20 protein-coding genes are annotated in these 19,372 nt (G+C 44.6%); 7 read left to right on the forward strand and 13 right to left on the reverse strand.

The features are described from left to right. Window positions 1–109 precede the first annotated feature (109 nt). Both DOE51_RS10755 and DOE51_RS10760 read right to left on the reverse strand, forming a co-directional pair. Window positions 110–1,030 (reverse strand): polysaccharide deacetylase family protein, encoded by a 921-nt coding sequence (locus DOE51_RS10755; protein WP_246845035.1) that lies wholly within the window; start codon window positions 1,028–1,030, stop codon window positions 110–112. A 3-nt stretch (window positions 1,031–1,033) separates the two neighbouring features. Next, entirely contained in the window at window positions 1,034–1,474 is a 441-nt protein-coding gene (locus DOE51_RS10760; protein WP_142696565.1) for a GNAT family N-acetyltransferase, read from the reverse strand. 127 nt (window positions 1,475–1,601) lie between these two features. Here DOE51_RS10760 and DOE51_RS10765 point away from each other — a divergent pair, with 127 nt between their 5' ends. Then, window positions 1,602–2,339 carry a transporter substrate-binding domain-containing protein gene (locus tag DOE51_RS10765; RefSeq protein ID WP_142696566.1) on the forward strand — a complete coding sequence of 246 codons (738 nt, stop codon included), beginning with the start codon at window positions 1,602–1,604 and terminating at the stop codon, window positions 2,337–2,339. Between the two features lie 8 nt (window positions 2,340–2,347). Here the strand turns inward: DOE51_RS10765 and DOE51_RS10770 are convergent, their stop codons facing one another. Further along, the gene (locus tag DOE51_RS10770) at window positions 2,348–4,723 is read right to left on the reverse strand and encodes a hypothetical protein (protein WP_142696567.1); all 2,376 of its coding nucleotides are present in this window, start codon (window positions 4,721–4,723) and stop codon (window positions 2,348–2,350) included. Window positions 4,724–5,007: 284 nt separating this feature from the next. Between DOE51_RS10770 and DOE51_RS10775 the strand changes: the two genes are divergently transcribed. Then, complete coding sequence (locus DOE51_RS10775) at window positions 5,008–5,409, forward strand: hypothetical protein (RefSeq protein WP_142696568.1); 402 nt, start codon at window positions 5,008–5,010, stop codon at window positions 5,407–5,409. A gap of 4 nt (window positions 5,410–5,413) precedes the next feature. Here DOE51_RS10775 and DOE51_RS10780 read toward each other — a convergent pair whose 3' ends face one another. Then, window positions 5,414–6,028, reverse strand: coding sequence for an HAD family phosphatase (locus DOE51_RS10780; RefSeq protein ID WP_142696569.1), 615 nt, complete (start codon window positions 6,026–6,028; stop codon window positions 5,414–5,416). A 159-nt stretch (window positions 6,029–6,187) separates the two neighbouring features. Between DOE51_RS10780 and DOE51_RS10785 the strand changes: the two genes are divergently transcribed. Next, on the forward strand, window positions 6,188–6,436 hold the full coding sequence (locus DOE51_RS10785) for an AbrB/MazE/SpoVT family DNA-binding domain-containing protein (RefSeq protein WP_142696570.1): 249 nt from the start codon (window positions 6,188–6,190) through the stop codon (window positions 6,434–6,436). A gap of 101 nt (window positions 6,437–6,537) precedes the next feature. Here DOE51_RS10785 and DOE51_RS10790 read toward each other — a convergent pair whose 3' ends face one another. From DOE51_RS10790 to DOE51_RS10800, 3 genes are all read right to left on the reverse strand, one after another. After that, a complete protein-coding gene (locus tag DOE51_RS10790) occupies window positions 6,538–7,002 on the reverse strand; it encodes a hypothetical protein (RefSeq protein ID WP_142696571.1) in 465 nt (154 codons plus the stop codon). 197 nt (window positions 7,003–7,199) lie between these two features. Continuing rightward, window positions 7,200–7,946 carry a helix-turn-helix transcriptional regulator gene (locus tag DOE51_RS10795; RefSeq protein ID WP_142696572.1) on the reverse strand — a complete coding sequence of 249 codons (747 nt, stop codon included), beginning with the start codon at window positions 7,944–7,946 and terminating at the stop codon, window positions 7,200–7,202. 98 nt (window positions 7,947–8,044) lie between these two features. Continuing rightward, window positions 8,045–10,987 (reverse strand): tail fiber domain-containing protein, encoded by a 2,943-nt coding sequence (locus DOE51_RS10800; protein WP_142696573.1) that lies wholly within the window; start codon window positions 10,985–10,987, stop codon window positions 8,045–8,047. Between the two features lie 230 nt (window positions 10,988–11,217). On the opposite strand from DOE51_RS10800, the gene DOE51_RS10805 reads away from it, so the two are divergent. The 4 genes from DOE51_RS10805 (at window position 11,218) to DOE51_RS10820 (ending at window position 13,230) form a co-directional block, all read left to right on the forward strand. Further along, window positions 11,218–11,745, forward strand: a complete 528-nt coding sequence (locus tag DOE51_RS10805; protein WP_142696574.1) for a DUF4423 domain-containing protein — start codon at window positions 11,218–11,220, stop codon at window positions 11,743–11,745. Continuing rightward, entirely contained in the window at window positions 11,745–12,032 is a 288-nt protein-coding gene (locus tag DOE51_RS10810) for a KH domain-containing protein (protein WP_142696575.1), read from the forward strand. The genes DOE51_RS10805 and DOE51_RS10810 overlap by 1 nt, the downstream gene beginning before the upstream one ends. An 83-nt stretch (window positions 12,033–12,115) precedes the next feature. Further along, window positions 12,116–12,379: a hypothetical protein gene (locus DOE51_RS10815; protein ID WP_142696576.1), complete on the forward strand. Its 264-nt coding sequence runs from the start codon at window positions 12,116–12,118 to the stop codon at window positions 12,377–12,379. A gap of 53 nt (window positions 12,380–12,432) precedes the next feature. Beyond that, window positions 12,433–13,230, forward strand: a complete 798-nt coding sequence (locus tag DOE51_RS10820) for an RnfABCDGE type electron transport complex subunit D (protein ID WP_142696577.1) — start codon at window positions 12,433–12,435, stop codon at window positions 13,228–13,230. A 2-nt stretch (window positions 13,231–13,232) separates the two neighbouring features. Here the strand turns inward: DOE51_RS10820 and DOE51_RS10825 are convergent, their stop codons facing one another. The 6 genes from DOE51_RS10825 to DOE51_RS10850 form a co-directional block, all read right to left on the reverse strand. Then, complete coding sequence (locus DOE51_RS10825) at window positions 13,233–14,240, reverse strand: zinc-binding dehydrogenase (RefSeq protein WP_142696578.1); 1,008 nt, start codon at window positions 14,238–14,240, stop codon at window positions 13,233–13,235. Window positions 14,241–14,341: 101 nt separating this feature from the next. After that, window positions 14,342–15,175 carry a hypothetical protein gene (locus DOE51_RS10830; protein ID WP_142696579.1) on the reverse strand — a complete coding sequence of 278 codons (834 nt, stop codon included), beginning with the start codon at window positions 15,173–15,175 and terminating at the stop codon, window positions 14,342–14,344. Window positions 15,176–15,336: 161 nt separating this feature from the next. Further along, window positions 15,337–16,098 carry a hypothetical protein gene (locus DOE51_RS10835; protein WP_168196428.1) on the reverse strand — a complete coding sequence of 254 codons (762 nt, stop codon included), beginning with the start codon at window positions 16,096–16,098 and terminating at the stop codon, window positions 15,337–15,339. Window positions 16,099–16,194: 96 nt separating this feature from the next. Next, window positions 16,195–16,989, reverse strand: a complete 795-nt coding sequence (locus DOE51_RS10840; RefSeq protein ID WP_142696581.1) for a J domain-containing protein — start codon at window positions 16,987–16,989, stop codon at window positions 16,195–16,197. Beyond that, window positions 16,986–18,530, reverse strand: coding sequence for a tolA protein (locus DOE51_RS10845; protein ID WP_246845036.1), 1,545 nt, complete (start codon window positions 18,528–18,530; stop codon window positions 16,986–16,988). The genes DOE51_RS10840 and DOE51_RS10845 overlap by 4 nt, the downstream gene beginning before the upstream one ends. A 6-nt stretch (window positions 18,531–18,536) precedes the next feature. Then, a complete protein-coding gene (locus DOE51_RS10850; protein WP_142696582.1) occupies window positions 18,537–19,355 on the reverse strand; it encodes a hypothetical protein in 819 nt (272 codons plus the stop codon). Window positions 19,356–19,372 lie beyond the last annotated feature (17 nt).

Genomic DNA, 19,372 nt, shown 5'->3' on the forward strand with positions numbered 1-19,372 from the left:
TTGCAGATCAGATTTTTAAAAGAGGACATCATCAAGATCTCTTGAATTCTAGTCTCTTTGCCGAGGACACGGCATGGACATTTTGAGTATTTTCATATTTCGGATGATTTTATAAGCCCAGCGCATCCATCTTTGGCTTTTCATAGACGTCGTCCTCGCCTGGATAGCGAAGTTCGGCATCGTATTTACCCGATTCTTTTGCAAGTGCCCACAGCAAACTTTGACCAGAAGGCATACTCTTAGGTTGTTTGGCAAAAACTGGATCTTTGAATGCCTCTTTGGCGTCAATCAACTTCCAACCTTTTGTTTCAAACATCGTTAGAAGATCATCAAGATAAAGTGCATTCAGTAACTTGTAGTGAACAAGCAGTGTGTGCTTAACCTCACGGCCCAAAACTTTTTTTGAAAGATTATTGTAGTATTGCGCTCGATCCCAGATGTGCTCGAGATAGTAATCACGATAAGGTTTTAGATCGGCGTTTGGATCAGCCGCGAGCTTACTTCTCATCCTTTGATCGATATACCAATCAGACGCATCAATCGTGACTTCGCCAAGACGATAACCATGCGCTTTTAACCATCCACGGAATTGATCGCGCTTCTCGGGAGTATCGCCTTCGGCAAGCATTGGGAAGCGGAAAATCTTTTCAAAGCCGGGATTATCTTTTAAGACAGCCTCGCACTTTAGTACTTGTGCTTTTTCATCTTCAAGACTCATCTTGGCGTTGTAGGGCTTATGATCGAACGTGTGATTGCCAATCATGTGGCCCTGATCGCTCCACTGCTTTAAAAGCTCACGATCACGATTGGATTGAATATACTTGCCCACGACAAACAAAGTGGCCTTAATCTTGTGCTTTTTTAGAACAGCTAAGATCGCGTCATTTCTTTGTTGAGCATTGAGTTTTGTTTCTTCATAAACGTCGAAATCGTCCATGGTAATACTGATTTCAGCGGCAAATGACTTCGCTGTGCTGAGACTTAACAAAACTATGGCTGCGATAAATTTAAGCTTCATAGATACTTTCATAGGTCAATCCCTGCGCATGATCATAAAGGTTTTGTCTGAAATCTTACGGTACTCCTGAATGCGATCTTGCAAAAATGCAGGCGCATCCGTCTCTCTGACGACTTTAAAATCAATCAAACCGTAGAAATTCCCCAAGTGCCCGTACGGAATACAGTATGTTTCTTTGATATTGTTATGCTTAAGGTATTCCGCGAAGCTTTCAAGAATTTTCGCACCAATTTTCTGCGCGCGTAACGACTCCTGCACAATCATACTTCTTAGCAGTGGCGTATTTTCTTCCACACAAAAACGACAAACACCGACAATTTTATCCTCTATGAAAGCTGCAAAGAACAAGTCCGAAGGACGAGCTCGATGCGTTTTACCTTCTTGTTCATAAAATGGATCAACGATGGAAGCAGCTTCTGATCCAGGAATCAGTTGAATGCGGACTGTTTTATTCATGATAAAACGCTATCAACCGTTTTCAACAAAGGCAATCGCACGTGGAGTCAACCGCAGGTGTCCGCATTTTTAGACCTTTAGCGCGCTTCGCTTGTCAGCATTGGTTTTGATCCCTATACTTCCAAATATGGCACGTTTTCTTGTACTGATTCTTTTAATGGCGCCCCTGAAGCTTTTCGCAACGACAAACTCGGCGATGACTCTTTCGATTCCAGAGGAAGTCACAAACTTACAATCTGTTCGCGAGTACACACAATTTCTTATTGATACCTTAAAAGATGCCAATATTGATTTAATTCCTAAAAATGTCCCACAGCGACGCTGTAGAGATTTAGTGGAAAAGGGGCAGCTAGACGTCATCATCTATGACGATCTTGTATCGGGATTTAAAAGTCGTGAAAACCTTGTTCACGTGTCCTTTCCTATCGCCTTTTCAACTGCCAATATTTTTTATTCTTCAGAGATCAAAAACTTCAATGTCGATAATCTGAAAAACTACAAAGGCGCTTACACGATTGGTAACTTAATGATCGAAAGAGAAGCTCAACGTCGCGGTCTTAATGCAACGTCCATGACAAGCGCGCTTCAAGGCCTGCAGATGATTAAGACCAAGCGTTTAGATTATTACATTGCTTTGAAATCGACGGGTGAAAGTGTGCTACAAAAAGATCCCGGCATGAAAGAACTTATTAAAGTTTCAGACAAACCGCTTTTAAAAATTCCAACCTATTTTACTTTCCATAAAAAACACAAAGACAAGTTAGCAAAAATCGAAGCAAGTTTTCGAAAACGTCTTCATGGAGATCTGTCTAAATATCCAATGATCGCGCCCGCACTCAATAAAGACCTTAGATCAAGCGAATAACTCGAAAGCTAATAAATGGTTATGTCGTAGTATTTAAGCGATGAATTGCCTTGGGTATTTAATGAAATACCGCCAGCAAAACTTTGCGAAAAGTATTGCAGCGTCAGGGTATAGGATGTTCCCGCAGTCACCGTCCAGTGATCACTGATAGGTGGGAAAAACACGGCACCAGCTCCGTATCTGTGAATGCTGGTCATAAAAATCGAATTGTTTAAGGCGCCATTCGTCGCATTCAATTGCAGACGAAAACCAAAGTTGCCGCCAGTACCTGCCGTCGTCAAATAAACGTCCTGCAAATGCACAACGACGTCCGCGGTCCCTGTTTTCGTCGGCGTAAAAGTATAGGTACACAGATCAACATAACCACCCGAACTTGCAGTCACAGTAGTTTGGCAACCTCCCATTGTTCCATAGAGATGCTGAGGCGAATTACTGAGAGGTGTCCACGCGGAGCCATTACAAAATTCCATCACCTTGCTTGTCGAATTGTATCTTTGCGAACCCTCTATCGCAGCAGAACAAGTCGCCGAAGTATTTCCCATCTTTACTTCGCCTGCGACATCAAGCTTCGTTGCAGGGTTTGTGGAGCCGATACCGACGTTACCCGCGGCAGCAATACGCATTCGTTCATTTGAACCACCATTAGTTGCAAATCTAATGGCCGTATTTGTGAAAGTATCAATCAGCAAGCCATTCGCAGAACTTGATTCAAGATATGTGACCGTACCTCCAGCAGAAGGTCCCCAGGTTCCCAATGCAACACTGTTCGTGCCGGCAACGATGTTTACCGCGGCACCACCCGTCGCATCGCTATTTTTAATCTGCATCATTTTTGCCATAGCCGCTGTGCTGACACTAACATCCAAAGGGTTTGTTGGCGTTGTGGTACCGATACCAACATTCCCGTTTGTCAGAATAGTCATCTTTGTTCCGCCATTGGCCATAAAATTCAAAGGAATATTATTCGTCGTTCCCAGATCCGCAGTACTTGTACCAAATGCATTGCCCCCGTTTGCAAAGAACGTCGTCGCAGAAAAAGCAGTACAACCCATTTTACCAGCAGCATCGAATGTCACCATTGAAGTCGTACCACAGGTAAATGGAATCAATGCAGTGCCTGTACTGTTACTTGCAATCAAGCGATCCGCAGTTAAGCTTGTTGCGCCCGTTCCGCCCTTGCTAACGGGAATTGAGCCCGACAAATTCGCGGGATTTAGATTCGTCAGCGCCGAGCCATCAACACTTGGAAGCTTCGCAGTCCCATCTAATTTCACGATTTGATTTGCAGATGTCCCGCTATCAACCGCTAAAGAAACGGAACCTGATGTGCCACCACCCGTTAATCCAGAACCCGCCGTCACGCCGGTAATAGTACCTGGATTCGCAGCAGGCAACGTCGTTGGCTCCCACTTATTACTTGAGTTGCTCCATTGCAGAACTTGACCGTCCGTAGGTGCCGTCGCCGAAATGTTTTTATTTTGAAGCGCGACGACTTTCGTTGCTCCTTGACCTCCAGTGACATCACCACTTAATGAGCCCGTGAAGCCCGCAGCATTGCCAGCAATGTTACCACTGAGTTGTGAGCCAGAAATCGAAATATTCGAACACGTAAAGCTTCCCGTTGGTGACATGAACGTTAAAGTTTGATTCGCCAAACAACTTGCAGGAAATTGTGATTGCGAAACTTTACCACTCACCGCTGTCGTCAAATTTGAAATATCAGAAGCCAGTGAAGAGAAACGGGAATCATCGCCAGCTGCCACTGTCCCAGATGTTTGCCCAACGACCGCACCCGCTTGATCTGTCACACAAGTAAAACCACTAGCATCTGCGCTTAAAATTTTCCCACTGGCTGCACAATTAGGAATACCTGTTTTCAAAACAAATTCTGCCGCCGTCTTATCGCCTAATTTTTCTGCGGCTAAAGAATACGCTGCGAAAGGTACAGAACGAATGACAGAGTCCGGAGTGATCTGATTCCATCCCACGCCGTCATGAAACTGCACTTGCAGTTTACGCAAATCCCCTTGGGAGGCGTTGTAAGTTGCGCCACCTAAGCAGGTGTAGGTCGCCATGTTGTTGAACGCATCCAAAATTTTGAACGAGCCTGATGTCGGATAAATGATTGCACCGGAACCAATGGGGACATCGAAAACCCCGCCCGAGTTAATCATGTTCACGCCATTGATTTGTTCTTTGTAGATCACGCATTGACCAGAAGGGTCGGTAATTTGAAAGATGAATGAAACGCTAGAATATTCGAGTGGGGTTCCGTCAGAGCGCAGGATACGCCCCTGGTACCCTAGCCCCTGCGGTGACGCCTGAGCCATGGCCCCCATGAACAATGATAAAACTACCCAAAACATACCAAAATAGTTTTTCATATAGATACACATCGGTTTAATTAGCTAAACACAATATTGCGTACACATTACAAGTCGCCAAAACCGTTATACGAGCGGAAACCGCGCCATCACGTGAAATTGAGACGATTTTCCCGCTAGGGAAATGACAACTCTTTCATCTAGCGAGAGCGAGCGTACTCCAAATGGATGATAGGTTTTAACCTATATAAAGCATAATTATAATAGGATTATACCGATATCTATTTTCAGAATAGAACTCCGGCATCGGCTGGAAAGTCGATAAACTTTAAAAAGGAGTTCCCATGAAAAGCTTATTTTCTATTCTTTCACTTCTAGTCGCATTCACAACATCTTCTGCGCAGGCCGCTGATAAAAAATTAAACTGCTCTTTTGGTCTCAGCAATTCCGGCACGGCAACTGTTGAAGTTCGCAAAGTAGAAGGACATCCAGAAAATCTTCTTCTTGTCGTGACAATCAAAAGTGGCGCAATCGCGGTTGAAGGTCTTTTGGCGGCGCACGTAGGTGATGGCGGTTCAATCTGGGCAAGTGGCGTTGTGTTCAACTCCGAAGGCGCACAAAACATCATCAATCCTGAGACGATTTCAATTCAAGGTACTTTAAATGAAAAAGGTCTTTTCGGAGCGGTCATGGATGACGATCGCGTTCTGCAACACGGTTTCGGCGCCCCAATCGACTGCCAATAAAATACTAGCGCGACACTGGAAGGCTTAATAACTGCATATCAGCAGTCACTTTTAAGCAGTCCATCCCTGCACTGTGGGCTGATTGAATACCAAGATCGGCATCTTCAAAAGCCAGGCAGTGCTGGGGTTTAATATTAAAAGACGCGGCCGCTTTTAAAAAGCAATCGGGAGCAGGCTTGCCGTTCACATAGTCTTCTGCACACACCAGTAAATCGAAATATTTGCCAATGCCCAAGTGATCCATCGTCAATTCGACGATCTTACGACGACTGCCCGTCACGATCGCCATTGGAAGTTTGCCGTGATAGTGCTGAATGATTTCCATCACCGGAACAATAGATTTCACCGTTCCAAGCGACGCCAAATAATGCACTTCTTTTTCTTTCAGGAAATTCTCAGCAGAAATTTGCGTTCCGTGCTTTTGATTCAATAACTCCACGATCTTAACCGTGGGAATGCCCGCCCACGTTTGATGTTGCTCTTTCGATAATGACAGATCATAAGCAGCAAGCCCTAAATTCCAGGCTTCCAGATGCGTGCCCATGGTGTCAGCAACCGTGCCATCAAAGTCGAACAAAAGGGCTTCATAATCTCGTGAAGGATAAAAACGCTTTAACATAGGCGTTTACTCTCTCACAAACTGCGGCCAAGGAAAAGGAAGCAAGTTGTTGGTCTAGTAAAGACTGCGCCAATTCGTACCTATTCGACAACACAGATTCGTCTGTTTTACTCTAGATATAGGTACTCATTTAGGCGTTTCATCTTGGAGTCAACATCTATGAAGACTGGCGCAACTTCAAAAGCCTCAAAAAAAAATCAAACGACAATTCCCCTTCGTGTCCGCAAAGCTTTAAAGATCGCAAAAGGCGATGTTTTACTTTGGTCGATTGAAGGTGATGAAGTCACGATTCGCAAGATGAATAAGGGCGAAATAAACTGGAATAAAAATACTGAGATGTCTTTGCTGGAGTGGACTGAACAAGACGAAGTGGTCGAAGAATCTTACCTTGAAAATACCTGCAAATAAGTTCTTAATAAAAAAATCAAAATTAAAAAGCCGACGCCCAAAACGTCGGCTTTTTTATCTTAAAGTTCATCGCCACTAACAAAATTAGCGGCAAGATAGAACTAGTCGCACTGAGGAACAGTGTAAGATTTGTTGAACAAGAACGTGTAGTGATCAGCGTTCTTAGTAGAGATCAAACGGTAAACTGGAATAGAAACAGTCAATGCGTAAGAACCTTTAACAGTTTGGTTTTTGCAAAGACGTTGGTTGTTGTTCCAGAAGCAGTTTTCTACAGTGTGAGTGTAGTTGATTGGAGTTGAAAGGTAGCCAGAACCTACAACAACAACTTCTTCACGGTCTCCGTAAGATTTAGAAACTGTAGTGTCTACTGGTTTGATCGTGCGCAAAGAGTTCCCATCTTGGCAAACGAAAGTGTAATCAACTGAACGACCCATGTATACAGTTGGAGCTTTAACAACAACTGTTTTAGCAGACATGATTTCTTCCCAAGAAGAATTTTTAGAGATACCTGCGAACGCTGGAACCGCGAACATCATAGCAACCAAAAGACCGAAAGCTTTTTTCATTTTGAATCCCCTTCAATAGTTAAACTTATAAATTTTTAACTTCCCTGCGCAGAAAAGATGCGCAGTTAATGCTCTCGTTTGAAGTGAGATTCAATATTATTAGTTTGTAAATGGGGCATCAAAAGGGCGTTAGCGTACCAGCATGTTCCATTCTCAATGCGCGTTCAAAATTCACATCGCTTACTTTTCATTCCGAGTTAGCGTTGAAATTGGCGTGTAACTTCCGGCATCCACTGACGAGCCCCGATTAAAAGATTCATCGAAGTGCTTGCACGATTGCGCACGTTCAAATCCATTTCAGACAAGTATTCAATTTCACGGCACAGCTTTACGATTTTTCTTAGCACTTCTGCTTTGGAGTCGTTCGACAAAGGAAAGTTAAAGAAATATTTATAGGAATCCGTCGTTTGATAAACCTCTTTCGCAAACGAGGTCGCCCACAAAATCATGTATTTATTGTGAAGCGGACCATTCATGTGCCAACGGATTTTGCGATACACAAGCATCTTCAATTTGTTATTGGGATGAAGTTCCAGAATGCCGAGCTTTTCAAGCTTCAAGGCAATCTTCGTCAACTGCACTTTTGAAAAAGTGTACTCTGTAAGCATGCGATCAAATGTAAAACCCATCGTAATCAGATAATACACAGCAAACGTTGCTTCATCTTCAGCGAGCATTTTTTCTTGCGCTAAAGATAAAATAGGATGCTCTTCTTTTTGCCCAAACTTCGCCAGTCGAGCCAACTCAAAAACATCAATCCCAATGTGATCACAGATCTCTGAAACGCGTTCCAGCGAAATAGGAATTTTTCCGCTTAACAAGCGTTTGATCGTATCGGCACTCAAATCCATTTTGCGCGCCAGATCTTCATAAGTTTGATCCGAATTCTTTACCAGATTTCTGAGCGTATGAAGCAGAGCTTTGGATTTGTCATTGGTACTCATAGAGTTCTCCCGAGGGAACAGGTATAACTCTAAGAATGAAATGATTAAAGACTAAACAACTCCCGACTCAAAGCGTTTAGTCTATGCTTGCTCTAATTTCATTTACAGAATTCAGCCTGAGGATCTTTAGAGCACAAATATTTCTGCAGGGAATCCATCTGCTGGAGCTTCTGCTTTAGAAGCTGGTTTTCCTCATACAGCTGTGAGTGGTCTTTCTCAAGCAAAGCCAATCTATCACTCAAAACTTTTACGGCTTCAATCAGAGGCGCCACTAAGTGATCATAGGCAATTGATTTCAAATGAGTCTGCTTATCAGTTACAACAACTTCGGGATAAATTTTTTCAACATCTTGGGCAATAAGACCAATGTGCTTGCGATCGCCAAAACGAACCTTGTCCTTGTAATCATAGCGCACGGCTTGAAGCTGTAAGATCTTTTCCAATGATTCTTCAAGCGGAGTGATGTTCTCTTTCAAAGTTCTATCAGATGACGACGTACAGCCCGTGCTTGAGCACACCTGTGTGCCACCGAATCTTAAGACCGAACCCGAGGCGATATTCGTATCCCCATTGACATCAAGTTTGTAACCAGGACCTGTCGTACCGATACCGACTCTGCCCGTTTTTGAGATATATAAATCATCAGGAGTATTCGTTTGACCAAAGCGCACGGCACCACCATTCGCCGTCAAAGATAGGTCGACGTTGCTTGTTTGCTGAAAGATCGTATTTTGACCGTCAGCACCACTGATACGAATACCATTGAGGTTCGAATTGCCATTCACACTCAAATAACATGTTTGCCCGTTGCAATCTTGACTTGGAGTCGCGCCATGAATACCAACACCATCACTAAAACGACCCGCTCCCGTCACATCAAACTTCAAACCCGGCGACGTTGTGCCAATACCCACGTTACCGTTTGTCGCAATATAGAAATAATTCGAACTGCCACCAAGTCCCGTGATATCGGAGGTCGCATTGGTGTGTGTCGTTGTTGATTTATAATTGATCGCATAACCGCTCCCGCCATAAGGAAGCCCAGAAAACCACTCATTGGCAGAACTATCGAAAGCGAAATAACCATTTGCACGCGGCAAACCTTGCGCAAGGAATCCACCACCCACGTAATTTCCGCCGTAAGATCCCGTCGAAGTGATCAACGGAACCGCTGTTGAGGAACTAACCTCAAGTGTTTGACTTGGACTAGACGTGCCGATACCGACATTGCCAGAGTTTGCATTTGAAATATTAGAACCATTCGTCGTCCACGATCCACCAGAAGATGCTGTGGTTTGCGTTGTTCCATCTGGAAATTTAAATCCTCCAGATGTTGATTCAACGACTCCTGCAACAGAAAGCGCCTGCCCTGGAGAATTCGTTCCGATACCAACATTGCCATTGGGTTGAATGCGCATGCGTTCGGTGTATGTTGTAGAATTGAATGTCGGGTTCGTAAAAAACTGAATGAGTTGGGCCGCCGCGATACTGCTATTTGCATCGGCAGATCCACCAATGCCCACGACATTATAATTTTGATATGCCGTCGCAGCGATCAGCGCATAAGGATAAGTATTAGCGACGGGAACGGTCGTCGAATTCGCTCCAGCAGTCAGGTAATAATCTTGATTGCTAAAATTCGAAGTATTACCCATTTGAATACTGCCCGTTCGCAAAGTCGTGCCCGCCAGATTGTAAGCATCCGGAGTAATCCCGACACTGACGATCGAACCATTATCTTGAATCAAGGAATTCGCAAGCGACGTTCCTGCACCCGAAAACTTCGCTAAACGTCCCGCTGTGCCACTAACGCCACCAGCAGCCGTTGTTTGAGTTGTCCCATCTGGAAATTTAAATCCACCACTTGTCGACTCGATAGTACCTGCGACAGAAAGAGCTTGTGATGGAGAAGTCGTTCCAATACCGACGTTGCCCGTATTATAGTAAATGTTCGAACCTGTTGTCGTCCATTGAGATGTTGTGATGTTATTACAAGTCCATGTCCCCGTCGGAGACGAAAATGCCAACGTCTGATTCGCACCACAATTTGCAGGCATTTGCGAAGCATCAATCTTATTACTTAGCTGTGTCGACAAACCCGAAATGTCAGAGACCGTAACTGCCGAAGGCGCCCAGTTCGAACCATCATATTTTAAATAATTGCCAGCACTAGGTGTTGCACTTGAGACCCCCACACCCCGCAAGGCGATGACTTGCGGGCTTGGATAAGTCCCACTCAAATCACCACTTGCCGTTCCACCACTTTGCAATGCATTCACAATGCGCGAATCATTGCCAGCAGCCACAGTGTTAGCTCCCGTTCCTACATTTAAAGTTACTTGTGCTGTCGTCGTATTATTTGCAACTGTAATATACGAATTTGTGGACGTGACGCTCGTAACAGTACCGCCGCCACCACCTCCGCCCCCGCTTGATGCAGAACACGTCAAATGAGTTCCATCCCATGTTAAAAAGTTATCAGCCGCACAAGTTGGCAAGCCTGCTTTCAACAAAAAGTCTGTCGCCGAATAACTTCCAAGTTTACGCGCAGACACCGCATACCCTGCAAACGGCACCGAACGAATCGTCGAATCGGGAGTGATCGTTTGCCAGCCAATTCCATCATGAAACTGCACGCGAAGCTTACGACCGTCACTAATTCCCGGTGTGTAAGTGGCTCCACCACCACCATTACACGCATATGTAAGTGAGTTATTAAAAACGTCTAAGACATTTAGCGAACCATCGGCTGGAAAAATAACAGATCCGGTTCCAATCGCGACATCGAAAATCCCTTTGGAATTTGTCATGTCATAACCACTGAATTGCTCTTGATAAATAACGCAAGCACCAGATGGATCTGTGATTTTAAAAATGAAACTGACGTTATCAAAAATCAAAGGACTGCCGTCAGATTTTACGATGCGGCCCTGATAAGTCAGCGTCGTCGGCGAAGCCCACGTCGCAATACTCGACAGACATAATGAAGCGAATAGAATTCGCTGAAATAAATGGACGTACAAAAACTTTGTGTTATTCATTATGAACCTCTAACAAGTTTTTAATCGGTCCAATTCGTTCTCAGCGCGAGCTATTCTAGAGCGGTTTTCGAATCTCCAGATTACAATCCTTGCTCATTTGCTCTATTTTTGGGGCGTTCTTAGAACATAGGCCAAAAGCACGGGCAGCATAGCCCACAAAGAGGGCATCTCATGCCCCCTCTTCAAGCTGATTTGCCGACACACAGTTTTATTTACATCCTGACATGGCCATGAAGAAGTTTAGTAAGTCGATAGAAGTGCTCCAACATGATTATCAATCAAAACGAGAAAAGAATCCCGCTTACTCAAAGCGCGCCTACGCTAAAGCGCTAGGAATTTCAAGCGGTCGCCTTGTTGATCTATTAAACGAACGTATTCCGCTGACAATGAAAACGGCCGTACAAATCTCAGAAAGAATTTTTTTATCTGACGAAGACAGAGCTTTATTGTTTGAGCTGACTCGCAACGAGCAGTATCAACGTCTGGATGGGCGCAGAAAAACTCCAGCTCTTGCGATCGCAGCCGTACAAGACACGCGCCGTATCCTTGCCAATGCGATGTCACTTTACGATTCAAAAGAAAATATCGCGACAGAATTTAATGCCGTCACTTTTGCTTTCGACAAACAACGAATCACTGAAGCGCGCGCTTTGATTCAACAATTGCAGTACAAGCTTGCAAGTCTTTCTGAAGAACCGCACGCCAGCGATACTTACTGCTTAAGCGTTCAATTATTTCCCGCAGATCAGGATGTTTAATGAGTGACGTCAATATTGCTCGCACCAATATCTCTGAGATTATCACGACTATTTTAAACTCGCTCTTGTCGACGACTGCAAAATTCGAGGTGAGCTATTTCGTGGGTCCACAGACCACTGTCTTTATGATCGATGTCCAACAAAGCGACTTCGGAAGACTTCTGGGCGCAAAGGGAAAAAATATCGGTTCACTGCGCACCCTCGTCGCCGCTATGGCCGCTAATAATGGCTTTCGTGGAATCGTTCAAATAAAAGACGAAGAGAAATTTCTCATTCACAGAGGTTAATCTTCTGCAACTTAACCAAATTCTAACGGGAAATTCTGCAACACTTCACATATAAAAGCTCCAAACCACGTAAAGGAGTTTTTATGAAGTTTTTGATTTTCGCTGTACTCGTCTTAAACGCCACGATCTCTTTTGCCTCTGAGAACTGTGCAGACTCCGTTGAAGCACAAATCGCCCAACAACAACACACACAAGTCGAACAATCTCCACGCCTGGATTTCAGTGGCAATAAAGTTTCAATTTTTACTGTGCGCACGAATACCCACGGTGGTCAGGCCCAACTTGAAGCCGTTGTGGATAAAACGACATGCCAAGTCGTGAATACTTTCACGGTATGGGCTGAGTAAACTTGCAAAACCGCAAATTCGAATAACATAATCTAGAACCAAGGAGGGTCCTGATGCGCGATCCACGTAATCACCAGATTATGGTTCTATTCAGTATGCTGATCTACGGATTGGTTTGGCTCAAATTTGATTTGAATATTGCATGGTTGGCACTGATTCTTTTGACCGCACTTGTATCGCAAGTTTTGGCCACACGTCTGTGGAAACTTCCTCGCTTCGAGTGGCGTAGTGCTTTGATTTCGGGTCTTTCCTTGTGCATTCTGATGCGCTGTCCGTCCTTACCGATTTCTTTGGCGCTTATTGCTTTGGCGATTTTTAGTAAATTTATTTTTCGCTGGAACGACAAACACATCTTCAACCCAACAAACATTGCTCTTGCTGTCGGCATTCTTCTGGGGCAGGTAACGATCAATCCTGGGCAGTGGAACAATGGCGCGGCCCTTGCCTTTTTTATTTTATGCATGGGTATTTTTGTCAGCAACAAAGCTTGTCGCACAGATGTCAGCTTAGCATTCCTTCTTACTTATGCGGGAATCCAATTTGGTTACACTGCCTACATGAATGAATCCTTCAGCATTCCACTTCAAAAAATGCAGACGGCTTCGTTATTGATCTTTGCATTCTTTATGATTTCAGATCCACGCAGCACTCCAAACGCACGTTTGGGTCGCATCATCTTCGGCTGCATGGCGGCTTTAGCAGGCGCTTACATTCAAATCGCCTTGGGCAATAAAGCCGGTTTGATTTTATCACTTGCAGGTTTATCGATCACGACGCCTTTAATTGATAAGCTTCTGCCGGGCGAGAAATTCTTCTGGACTAAACCGACAGAAGCCAAAACAACCGTTTAAGTTTAAAAATTTGGAAGCAGCGCCATTCGCGATTTGATGTGACCTGCTTCCAGCTCTTCCAACCAATGATTCACATCTTTCATTGGTGCTGTTTCCACCTGTGGTTTGATTTTCCCTTCTGAAATCAGTTGAAAAATTTCGTGCATCTCTTGGTGAGTTCCCCAGAACGCACCTTGCACACGCACTTGATAGCTAATTAACGGTGTACTAATCACTGGCACCTGTTGTGAACCCAAACCTACTAATACAATGGTACCACCAGGGCGCACAAAGGTCTGTGCCTGAGTGAACGTTGAATCACGTCCAACAAAATCTACCACGACGTCGAACGAGCCGGGCTTTACCTGTTTATCCAGATCTTTAGAGTTGATAGCATCCAATTTCCCCATGGATCTTGCCATTTCCAAACTTGCATCACGCAAATCGCAGGCCGTGACTTTTGCACCCAATGCAAGTGCGACCTGCACGCCATTCATACCAAGACCACCCAAGCCAATAATTAAGACTTTCGAATTCGTTTGAACTTCACCCAATGCTTTAATCGCGTGATACGGAGTCAACACCGCATCCGTTGCGACCGCTGCGACCTCAGGTGTAATGCCCTTAGGAACTTCCACGATATTACGTGCAGGCACCGCCAGATATTCAGCATAGGCACCGTCTTGCCCCAAGCCCACAAAGGTTCTGCCTGGACCGTTACACAAATTATCAAAACCCGTTCGGCAATACGTACAATCACCACAAGGATTCGGTCCATGAACCGCATACAACGTCCCCGCTTTAAATTCCGTGGAGATATCACTGCCCTTTTCCACAACCTCACCACAAGCTTCATGGCCCATTGTAAACGTATGAGTATAACCAACTTCACCAGCTAGAACGTGCAAATCAGAATGACAAATACCTGCTGCGCGAATTTTTAAAAGCACATCGCGGGGGCCCGGTTTTGGTTTCGGAATATCCGTTAAAGATAATTTCTTTTGTCCTGGAACATAGCGAGCAGCAAACATGACATCCTCCCTTAAAGAGGAAATTTTAAATCGTCAAAAACAGCGGTTCACCTCAAAAGAGATGAACCTGTCAGCTTGCAAGAATTTGGAAACTTTTTTTGTTAAAAGAGAAGATTTGCCGCTGGAACTTCAAGATCATTATTAATATAGAAAATCTGCCCTTGTTCCGGCGCAAGACTGATGGAGATAACAAATTTTCCACCTTCAAGTGCCGGCAAGTAGGCATGGTACCAAGCGTACAGCGCACCGCTAATCTGCGCACTGGAATCTTCCGTCAAAAGCATCAAAGGACCATAGACAACCGGAGTTGAGACCGGCTGACCTGAAATTTCTGTGACAAAAGAAATCGCGACTCTCATATACATGCGCGTTTTCGCATTTTGCAAGATCTGCGTCGTTAATGGAGACAGCCAATTCTTGAGGGTATCAACCTTGTCAGGCGCATTCAGCAATACTGGAATTTGCACAGCAGAACCATACACAAACAAAGGAGTCAATGGCGATTGAAAACCAACCCAAACACTTTTATCGGCTGCGGTGAAAGCTTGAAAACGTACTTTCAACTCAGGACGTGTTAAAACATTCCACTTCTTCACAACGATTTCGATTTTATTGATATCTGTCATACGGGCTTCGATATTTTTAAGATCTTCTGGGAAACCCTCATCGTACATCACTCCGACGCCACCTTGATCGTCATGAACGATATGAGCCATGGACTCTTGATCGTCGAATTGTAAATTCAAACCGTCTTCAGGATCGTTGTAGAGTGAATAAACGGTGAATTTCGCAATGCCCTCAAACGAATCAATAAAAGCTGAATAGCCACCTGGTTGAAGGACTTCTTGACCGAGCAATGCTGGAGCAGCGATTCCTTTCGTAGATGCCTGAGCTGCTGAAAAACTGAAACAAAGAAGGAAGAAAAGTTTTTTCATAATGACGCCACTTTCATGAGTTTGGTTTGACACCTGTGTTCATTGCAGTGGCCGTGCCAGAAAAAATCAGTGTTTCCGAGAGAAAAATGTAGAAATTCGCCAGTTTCACGGCATATCAAAGCCGCCTCTTCGGCAGGTGCCGGTTTCCCGGCAACTCATGGCTAGAGACTTTCTTTAAGTTGAATCATAGCCTGCTGATCCGTTTTGATAAGCCCCCGACGAGGCCTATCGATGTCCATGATCAGGCCAATGACCAAAGAAAATAAAACCGACAAAGCGAAGATATTAAATAACGACTTATTTCCACGCAAACCTTCCAAATACCCGAGAGACCCCACCCCGATCGCGCCGATCAGATATAACAAAATATAAACCAGTTCTGGAATGCGATGTTCCATCGCGCTGGTGCGTTCACTTTCAGAATCAAAGACCGTGTTCATCGCATTCACACTTAACGCCATTATAGGATCGCGGTATTTTTCTGTTAATGGCATCAACGTATTCCAAATATCACTTTGTACCATGCGGGTTTTCATTTTCAGTTCATCAATGCTTTTTTGATCAGCTTTAAAATTATTAAACTCAATGCGCAGGTCGACGTACTGTTTAAGCAAGCTTTTAACTTTTTCTTTAGCAGCTTGCGGTAGAAGATCTGCACGGAGGTAAGCGGTCCCAATGGCGTTCGCTTCTTGTATGACAAGGTTCCTGCGATTTTCATAGTGCGTAACTGACATCGAAAAAGTAAAACCTAGAACCAAGGCCATAAGACCTAGGATGGTTGTCGGCGCAAAATTTGTGGAGTCTTCATCAGTATCTTTTAGACGACGGTGAAAACGACCGCTGAGTTTTCCAATATAAGAAGCCGCTGCCAATATCATCAGCATTATAAGAATGACCAGCCACAGATCTAAATTATAGAACACATCAAGCCGCATTCTATAATTTAAACAACTGTGGCGCGCTTTGTGATTCTTTAAGGAATGCCCTTGTTAAAAATCTGCCTTAAACCTTGCAGATTATCACAGCATCACGTCGACGAAACGTTTAAAGAAGCCTTCACCACAACGAGAGGTTTCCTGATAGAACTTCACGGCCTCTTTCGCTTTGGCGCTAATGCCGTCGGCGCTGAAGACGGTTTTTTCTGTGTAGGTTGCCGTTTTTTCTGCGGTCGATGCGGCACTGCTTGCGGGCGGCGTCTTTGGTTTTTCGTAAACCGGTTTTGCTTCTGCTGCTTTTGCGGCTTCTGCATTAGCCTTTGCAACTCGCGCGGCTTCCTCCGCACGAGCTTGTGCCGCTTTTGCTTCATGCGCGGCTTTTTCGGCCTGATCTTTTGCGGCGGCTTCCGCTCGGGCCTTCGCTGCGGCGGCGGCCTTTTCTTTTGCAGCTTGCTCGGCCTTTTCAGCCGCCTCTTTTGCCTGCTTTGCACTGAAGTCTTCCGGCGTCCATTTTTTCGGTCCTTCACTTGCCGCTGACTTAGCACTTGTCGCGGTCGTCGTTGCAGTTGTTGCTTTGATCTTTACATCGTATTGTCGACGCGCCATTGGATCAGCCAACGTATCGCGTGCGATATTTACTTTCTTTAAGACTTCCGTGGCCGCTTTGCTTTTCACAGGGTCCTGTTGATAGCGGTCAGGATGATAAACTTTCAAAAGCTTTCGATAAGCCGTTTTGATTTCATCATCCGTCGCGTTCTTGCTAACCCCTAGAATGTCGTAAAAAGAACTATTCGGATTCATGATACGACGAACTTCATCCGCGGTTTGCGCGAAACCGACAGAAGCAAATAGTAATGAGAAAACTATCAGCCACTTCATTTGCAAACTCCTGCTGTCGACGATTCACGAATTGCTTGTGATACTTTTTCCGGTTTTTGTTTGATCATCGTCAACACTTGCTGGCGTTCGTTGGCAGGAAGATCAGACAAATACCCTAAGAACATACCCATCTCATCCGAGCTGACTTCTTTTTGGCTTTTCTCTAGCGCTTTTAAGACTTCTTTATCCGCAGAAACCTCTTTCAGTGAAACTGCAAGTGACTTGACACTTGCAGCTTCCACTTTCGCGCCTTCTGTTGCCACTTTTGAAAGCGAACCTAAGCGCGACGCTTGTGCCGCTTCCTTCATAACTTTCATACCTGTGCCAAACGGAATAATCGAAACCGCAGAAAAGCCAGCTTCAGCAAGTTCGGAATAAGCTTGTTTTTTTGCTTGATCGGCTTTTGTGAAAGCATCGCCTGAAAGACCTTCTGCATATGCTGAAGATCTAAGATTGCTTGCATCGACAAAAGAACTATAAGCTTTTGAAGATGCATAAACTGTCTCACCACCACCAACAACAGTTCCGGCAATAGCGACACCCGTTGCCACAGTTGTCAGCGTTGTCGCAGCCGCAGTGCCAGACAAGACGACGGCACCCACACCTGCACCAATCCCGGTCACAAGTAAAACGCCCCCAACAACCAATCCACCCCAGAAGACGGCTTTATCGATTGTTTCTTGTCGTCCCACTTTGCTGTCGTAACCTTGCAGAATTTTACAAATCAAATCGGCCGAACCTGGATTTTTTAATAGGTACTCTGCTGTCGCAGCGGGATTAGAGATCACCAAGTTCTGCAGCGACTCTTCAGAAGATTTTCTAGAAAGATCCGTAAGATAGTCTTCGTGCTTCTTAAGTTCGCCTTGTACTTCTTTAAATGCGTTTTTGACATCGACTTGGGAAATCGCTGATTTAAACTTTCGGTCTTTAATTGCATTTGTATAAAACAACAACTCCAGGCCCTGCTGTGCCGGACGAGCTTTTAAATCGCGTTCACGATCCATCAGCTCGACAGCCACATCAAGAGTGTCCTGACTTGCAGCTTGTTGCCAATATTTCTGCGTATTTTTTAACTGCTGCGAAGCGATTCCTAAAATCTTTTCTTTGGCATCGTCTTGCATACTTTGTTGCAAGTCCTTACCAAACAGTTGCAGCTTCTTTTCTTGCGCCACAGGCTCGAAACAATCAGCGGGACTTAAGGCTTTGATGTTCAAAGCCTTTGCCAACGCCTCCGCCACACCTTTCGCGGCGGCCGTTGAAACCACGCACTTATCAAGGCGCGCTTTTAGATCGGTGGCTGTTAAAAGGTTCTGACCTTGTTGCAAAATGATTTTGCCTTCAGGTGTTTGCAGTTGGGAGACTTTACTTTTATCGGCCACCAATTTTTGAAATGACGTTTTGAATGACGCTACAACTTTAGGATCATCCATATTGGCAGCAGCCCACGCGATCTGCTTTGAATATAACAATTCCAAATCGGAAGCGGCATTTGCCACCGAGTAAGAGAATATTAAAATGATCAGGACGATCCAGCGCTGCATGTTCTCTTATCCCTTTATTGGTCCACGATGAAGACTGACGTTAAATGAAATTGCTTCCGTATTATAGCTGACATCGGTTTCATCTGCGGCACGAATCGTTTGAAACAACAGTTCCAAATGGCCTAGGATGATATCCACTTGTCGTGGCGAAACGCGCTTAAAGAACGACGCAAGTTTCGCTTTTTTCATTGCGAAGAACTGATGACGAACTTGATCAAAACTATCGAGAGCGCCATACAGTTTTTTTAACGACTCCGAATCCGCTTTAGGAAAAACATACTCTGGGAATGAAGCAAAGGCCTGGCCTTTTTCTTCAAAGGCGACCTTTACGGCTTTGAGATCTTTTAATGCCTCTTCAAGATTTACAAATGAATATGTCGCCATATCTTCATGTGACAATCCCTCTCGCGCCAAGGTTAATAGCAAGAACAAGAAATAATGGCCTTCCGATTTTGCGATTACCGCCACCTGACGTTCAGTCAGTTCTTGTTGAAAACTTTTAAGGTCCGCTTTTTTGACTGCAGTTTTCGAGATTTTGCTGGTTGCCTCTTTAGATTGACTTAAAATACGCGACATCTGTTTTGGAAAAAGACTCTGACAATAAATTGCGACCAAGCTGTCACCGTCCACTTGAGGCAGAAGGTTTGCCAACTGGTTGATAACCTTTTCAGAAGGTGCCGTCTGATCGGCTTCGATTTTCATGTAATAGGAATAATTGAAAACCAGATCAGCCCTGGCTTCTAACGCCATATAAAAGGAGCGCGCACTGGTAAAACCCATCTTTGTACGGATCCCTTTAAGTGCACTGCCCATCGATTCAGCCATGTGTCTCTTATCGGTAG

The organism is Bdellovibrio sp. NC01 (assembly GCF_006874625.1).
In the GTDB taxonomy this organism is placed as follows: Bacteria; Bdellovibrionota; Bdellovibrionia; order Bdellovibrionales; family Bdellovibrionaceae; genus Bdellovibrio.

Bases quoted from the DNA above. Each gene is read 5' to 3' on its own strand.
- DOE51_RS10830 (WP_142696579.1), bottom strand. From the start codon at position 15,175: ATGAAAAAACTTTTCTTCCTTCTTTGTTTCAGTTTTTCAGCAGCTCAG.
- DOE51_RS10770 (WP_142696567.1), bottom strand. From the start codon at position 4,723: ATGAAAAACTATTTTGGTATGTTTTGGGTAGTTTTATCATTGTTCATG.
- DOE51_RS10795 (WP_142696572.1), bottom strand. From the start codon at position 7,946: ATGAGTACCAATGACAAATCCAAAGCTCTGCTTCATACGCTCAGAAAT.
- DOE51_RS10760 (WP_142696565.1), bottom strand. From the start codon at position 1,474: ATGAATAAAACAGTCCGCATTCAACTGATTCCTGGATCAGAAGCTGCT.
- DOE51_RS10815 (WP_142696576.1), top strand. From the start codon at position 12,116: ATGAAGTTTTTGATTTTCGCTGTACTCGTCTTAAACGCCACGATCTCT.
- DOE51_RS10850 (WP_142696582.1), bottom strand. From the start codon at position 19,355: ATGGCTGAATCGATGGGCAGTGCACTTAAAGGGATCCGTACAAAGATG.
- DOE51_RS10845 (WP_246845036.1), bottom strand. From the start codon at position 18,530: ATGCAGCGCTGGATCGTCCTGATCATTTTAATATTCTCTTACTCGGTG.
- DOE51_RS10805 (WP_142696574.1), top strand. From the start codon at position 11,218: ATGAAGAAGTTTAGTAAGTCGATAGAAGTGCTCCAACATGATTATCAA.
- DOE51_RS10790 (WP_142696571.1), bottom strand. From the start codon at position 7,002: ATGAAAAAAGCTTTCGGTCTTTTGGTTGCTATGATGTTCGCGGTTCCA.
- DOE51_RS10775 (WP_142696568.1), top strand. From the start codon at position 5,008: ATGAAAAGCTTATTTTCTATTCTTTCACTTCTAGTCGCATTCACAACA.
- DOE51_RS10825 (WP_142696578.1), bottom strand. From the start codon at position 14,240: ATGTTTGCTGCTCGCTATGTTCCAGGACAAAAGAAATTATCTTTAACG.
- DOE51_RS10800 (WP_142696573.1), bottom strand. From the start codon at position 10,987: ATGAATAACACAAAGTTTTTGTACGTCCATTTATTTCAGCGAATTCTA.
- DOE51_RS10765 (WP_142696566.1), top strand. From the start codon at position 1,602: ATGGCACGTTTTCTTGTACTGATTCTTTTAATGGCGCCCCTGAAGCTT.
- DOE51_RS10820 (WP_142696577.1), top strand. From the start codon at position 12,433: ATGCGCGATCCACGTAATCACCAGATTATGGTTCTATTCAGTATGCTG.
- DOE51_RS10755 (WP_246845035.1), bottom strand. From the start codon at position 1,030: ATGAAAGTATCTATGAAGCTTAAATTTATCGCAGCCATAGTTTTGTTA.
- DOE51_RS10840 (WP_142696581.1), bottom strand. From the start codon at position 16,989: ATGAAGTGGCTGATAGTTTTCTCATTACTATTTGCTTCTGTCGGTTTC.
- DOE51_RS10785 (WP_142696570.1), top strand. From the start codon at position 6,188: ATGAAGACTGGCGCAACTTCAAAAGCCTCAAAAAAAAATCAAACGACA.
- DOE51_RS10780 (WP_142696569.1), bottom strand. From the start codon at position 6,028: ATGTTAAAGCGTTTTTATCCTTCACGAGATTATGAAGCCCTTTTGTTC.
- DOE51_RS10810 (WP_142696575.1), top strand. From the start codon at position 11,745: ATGAGTGACGTCAATATTGCTCGCACCAATATCTCTGAGATTATCACG.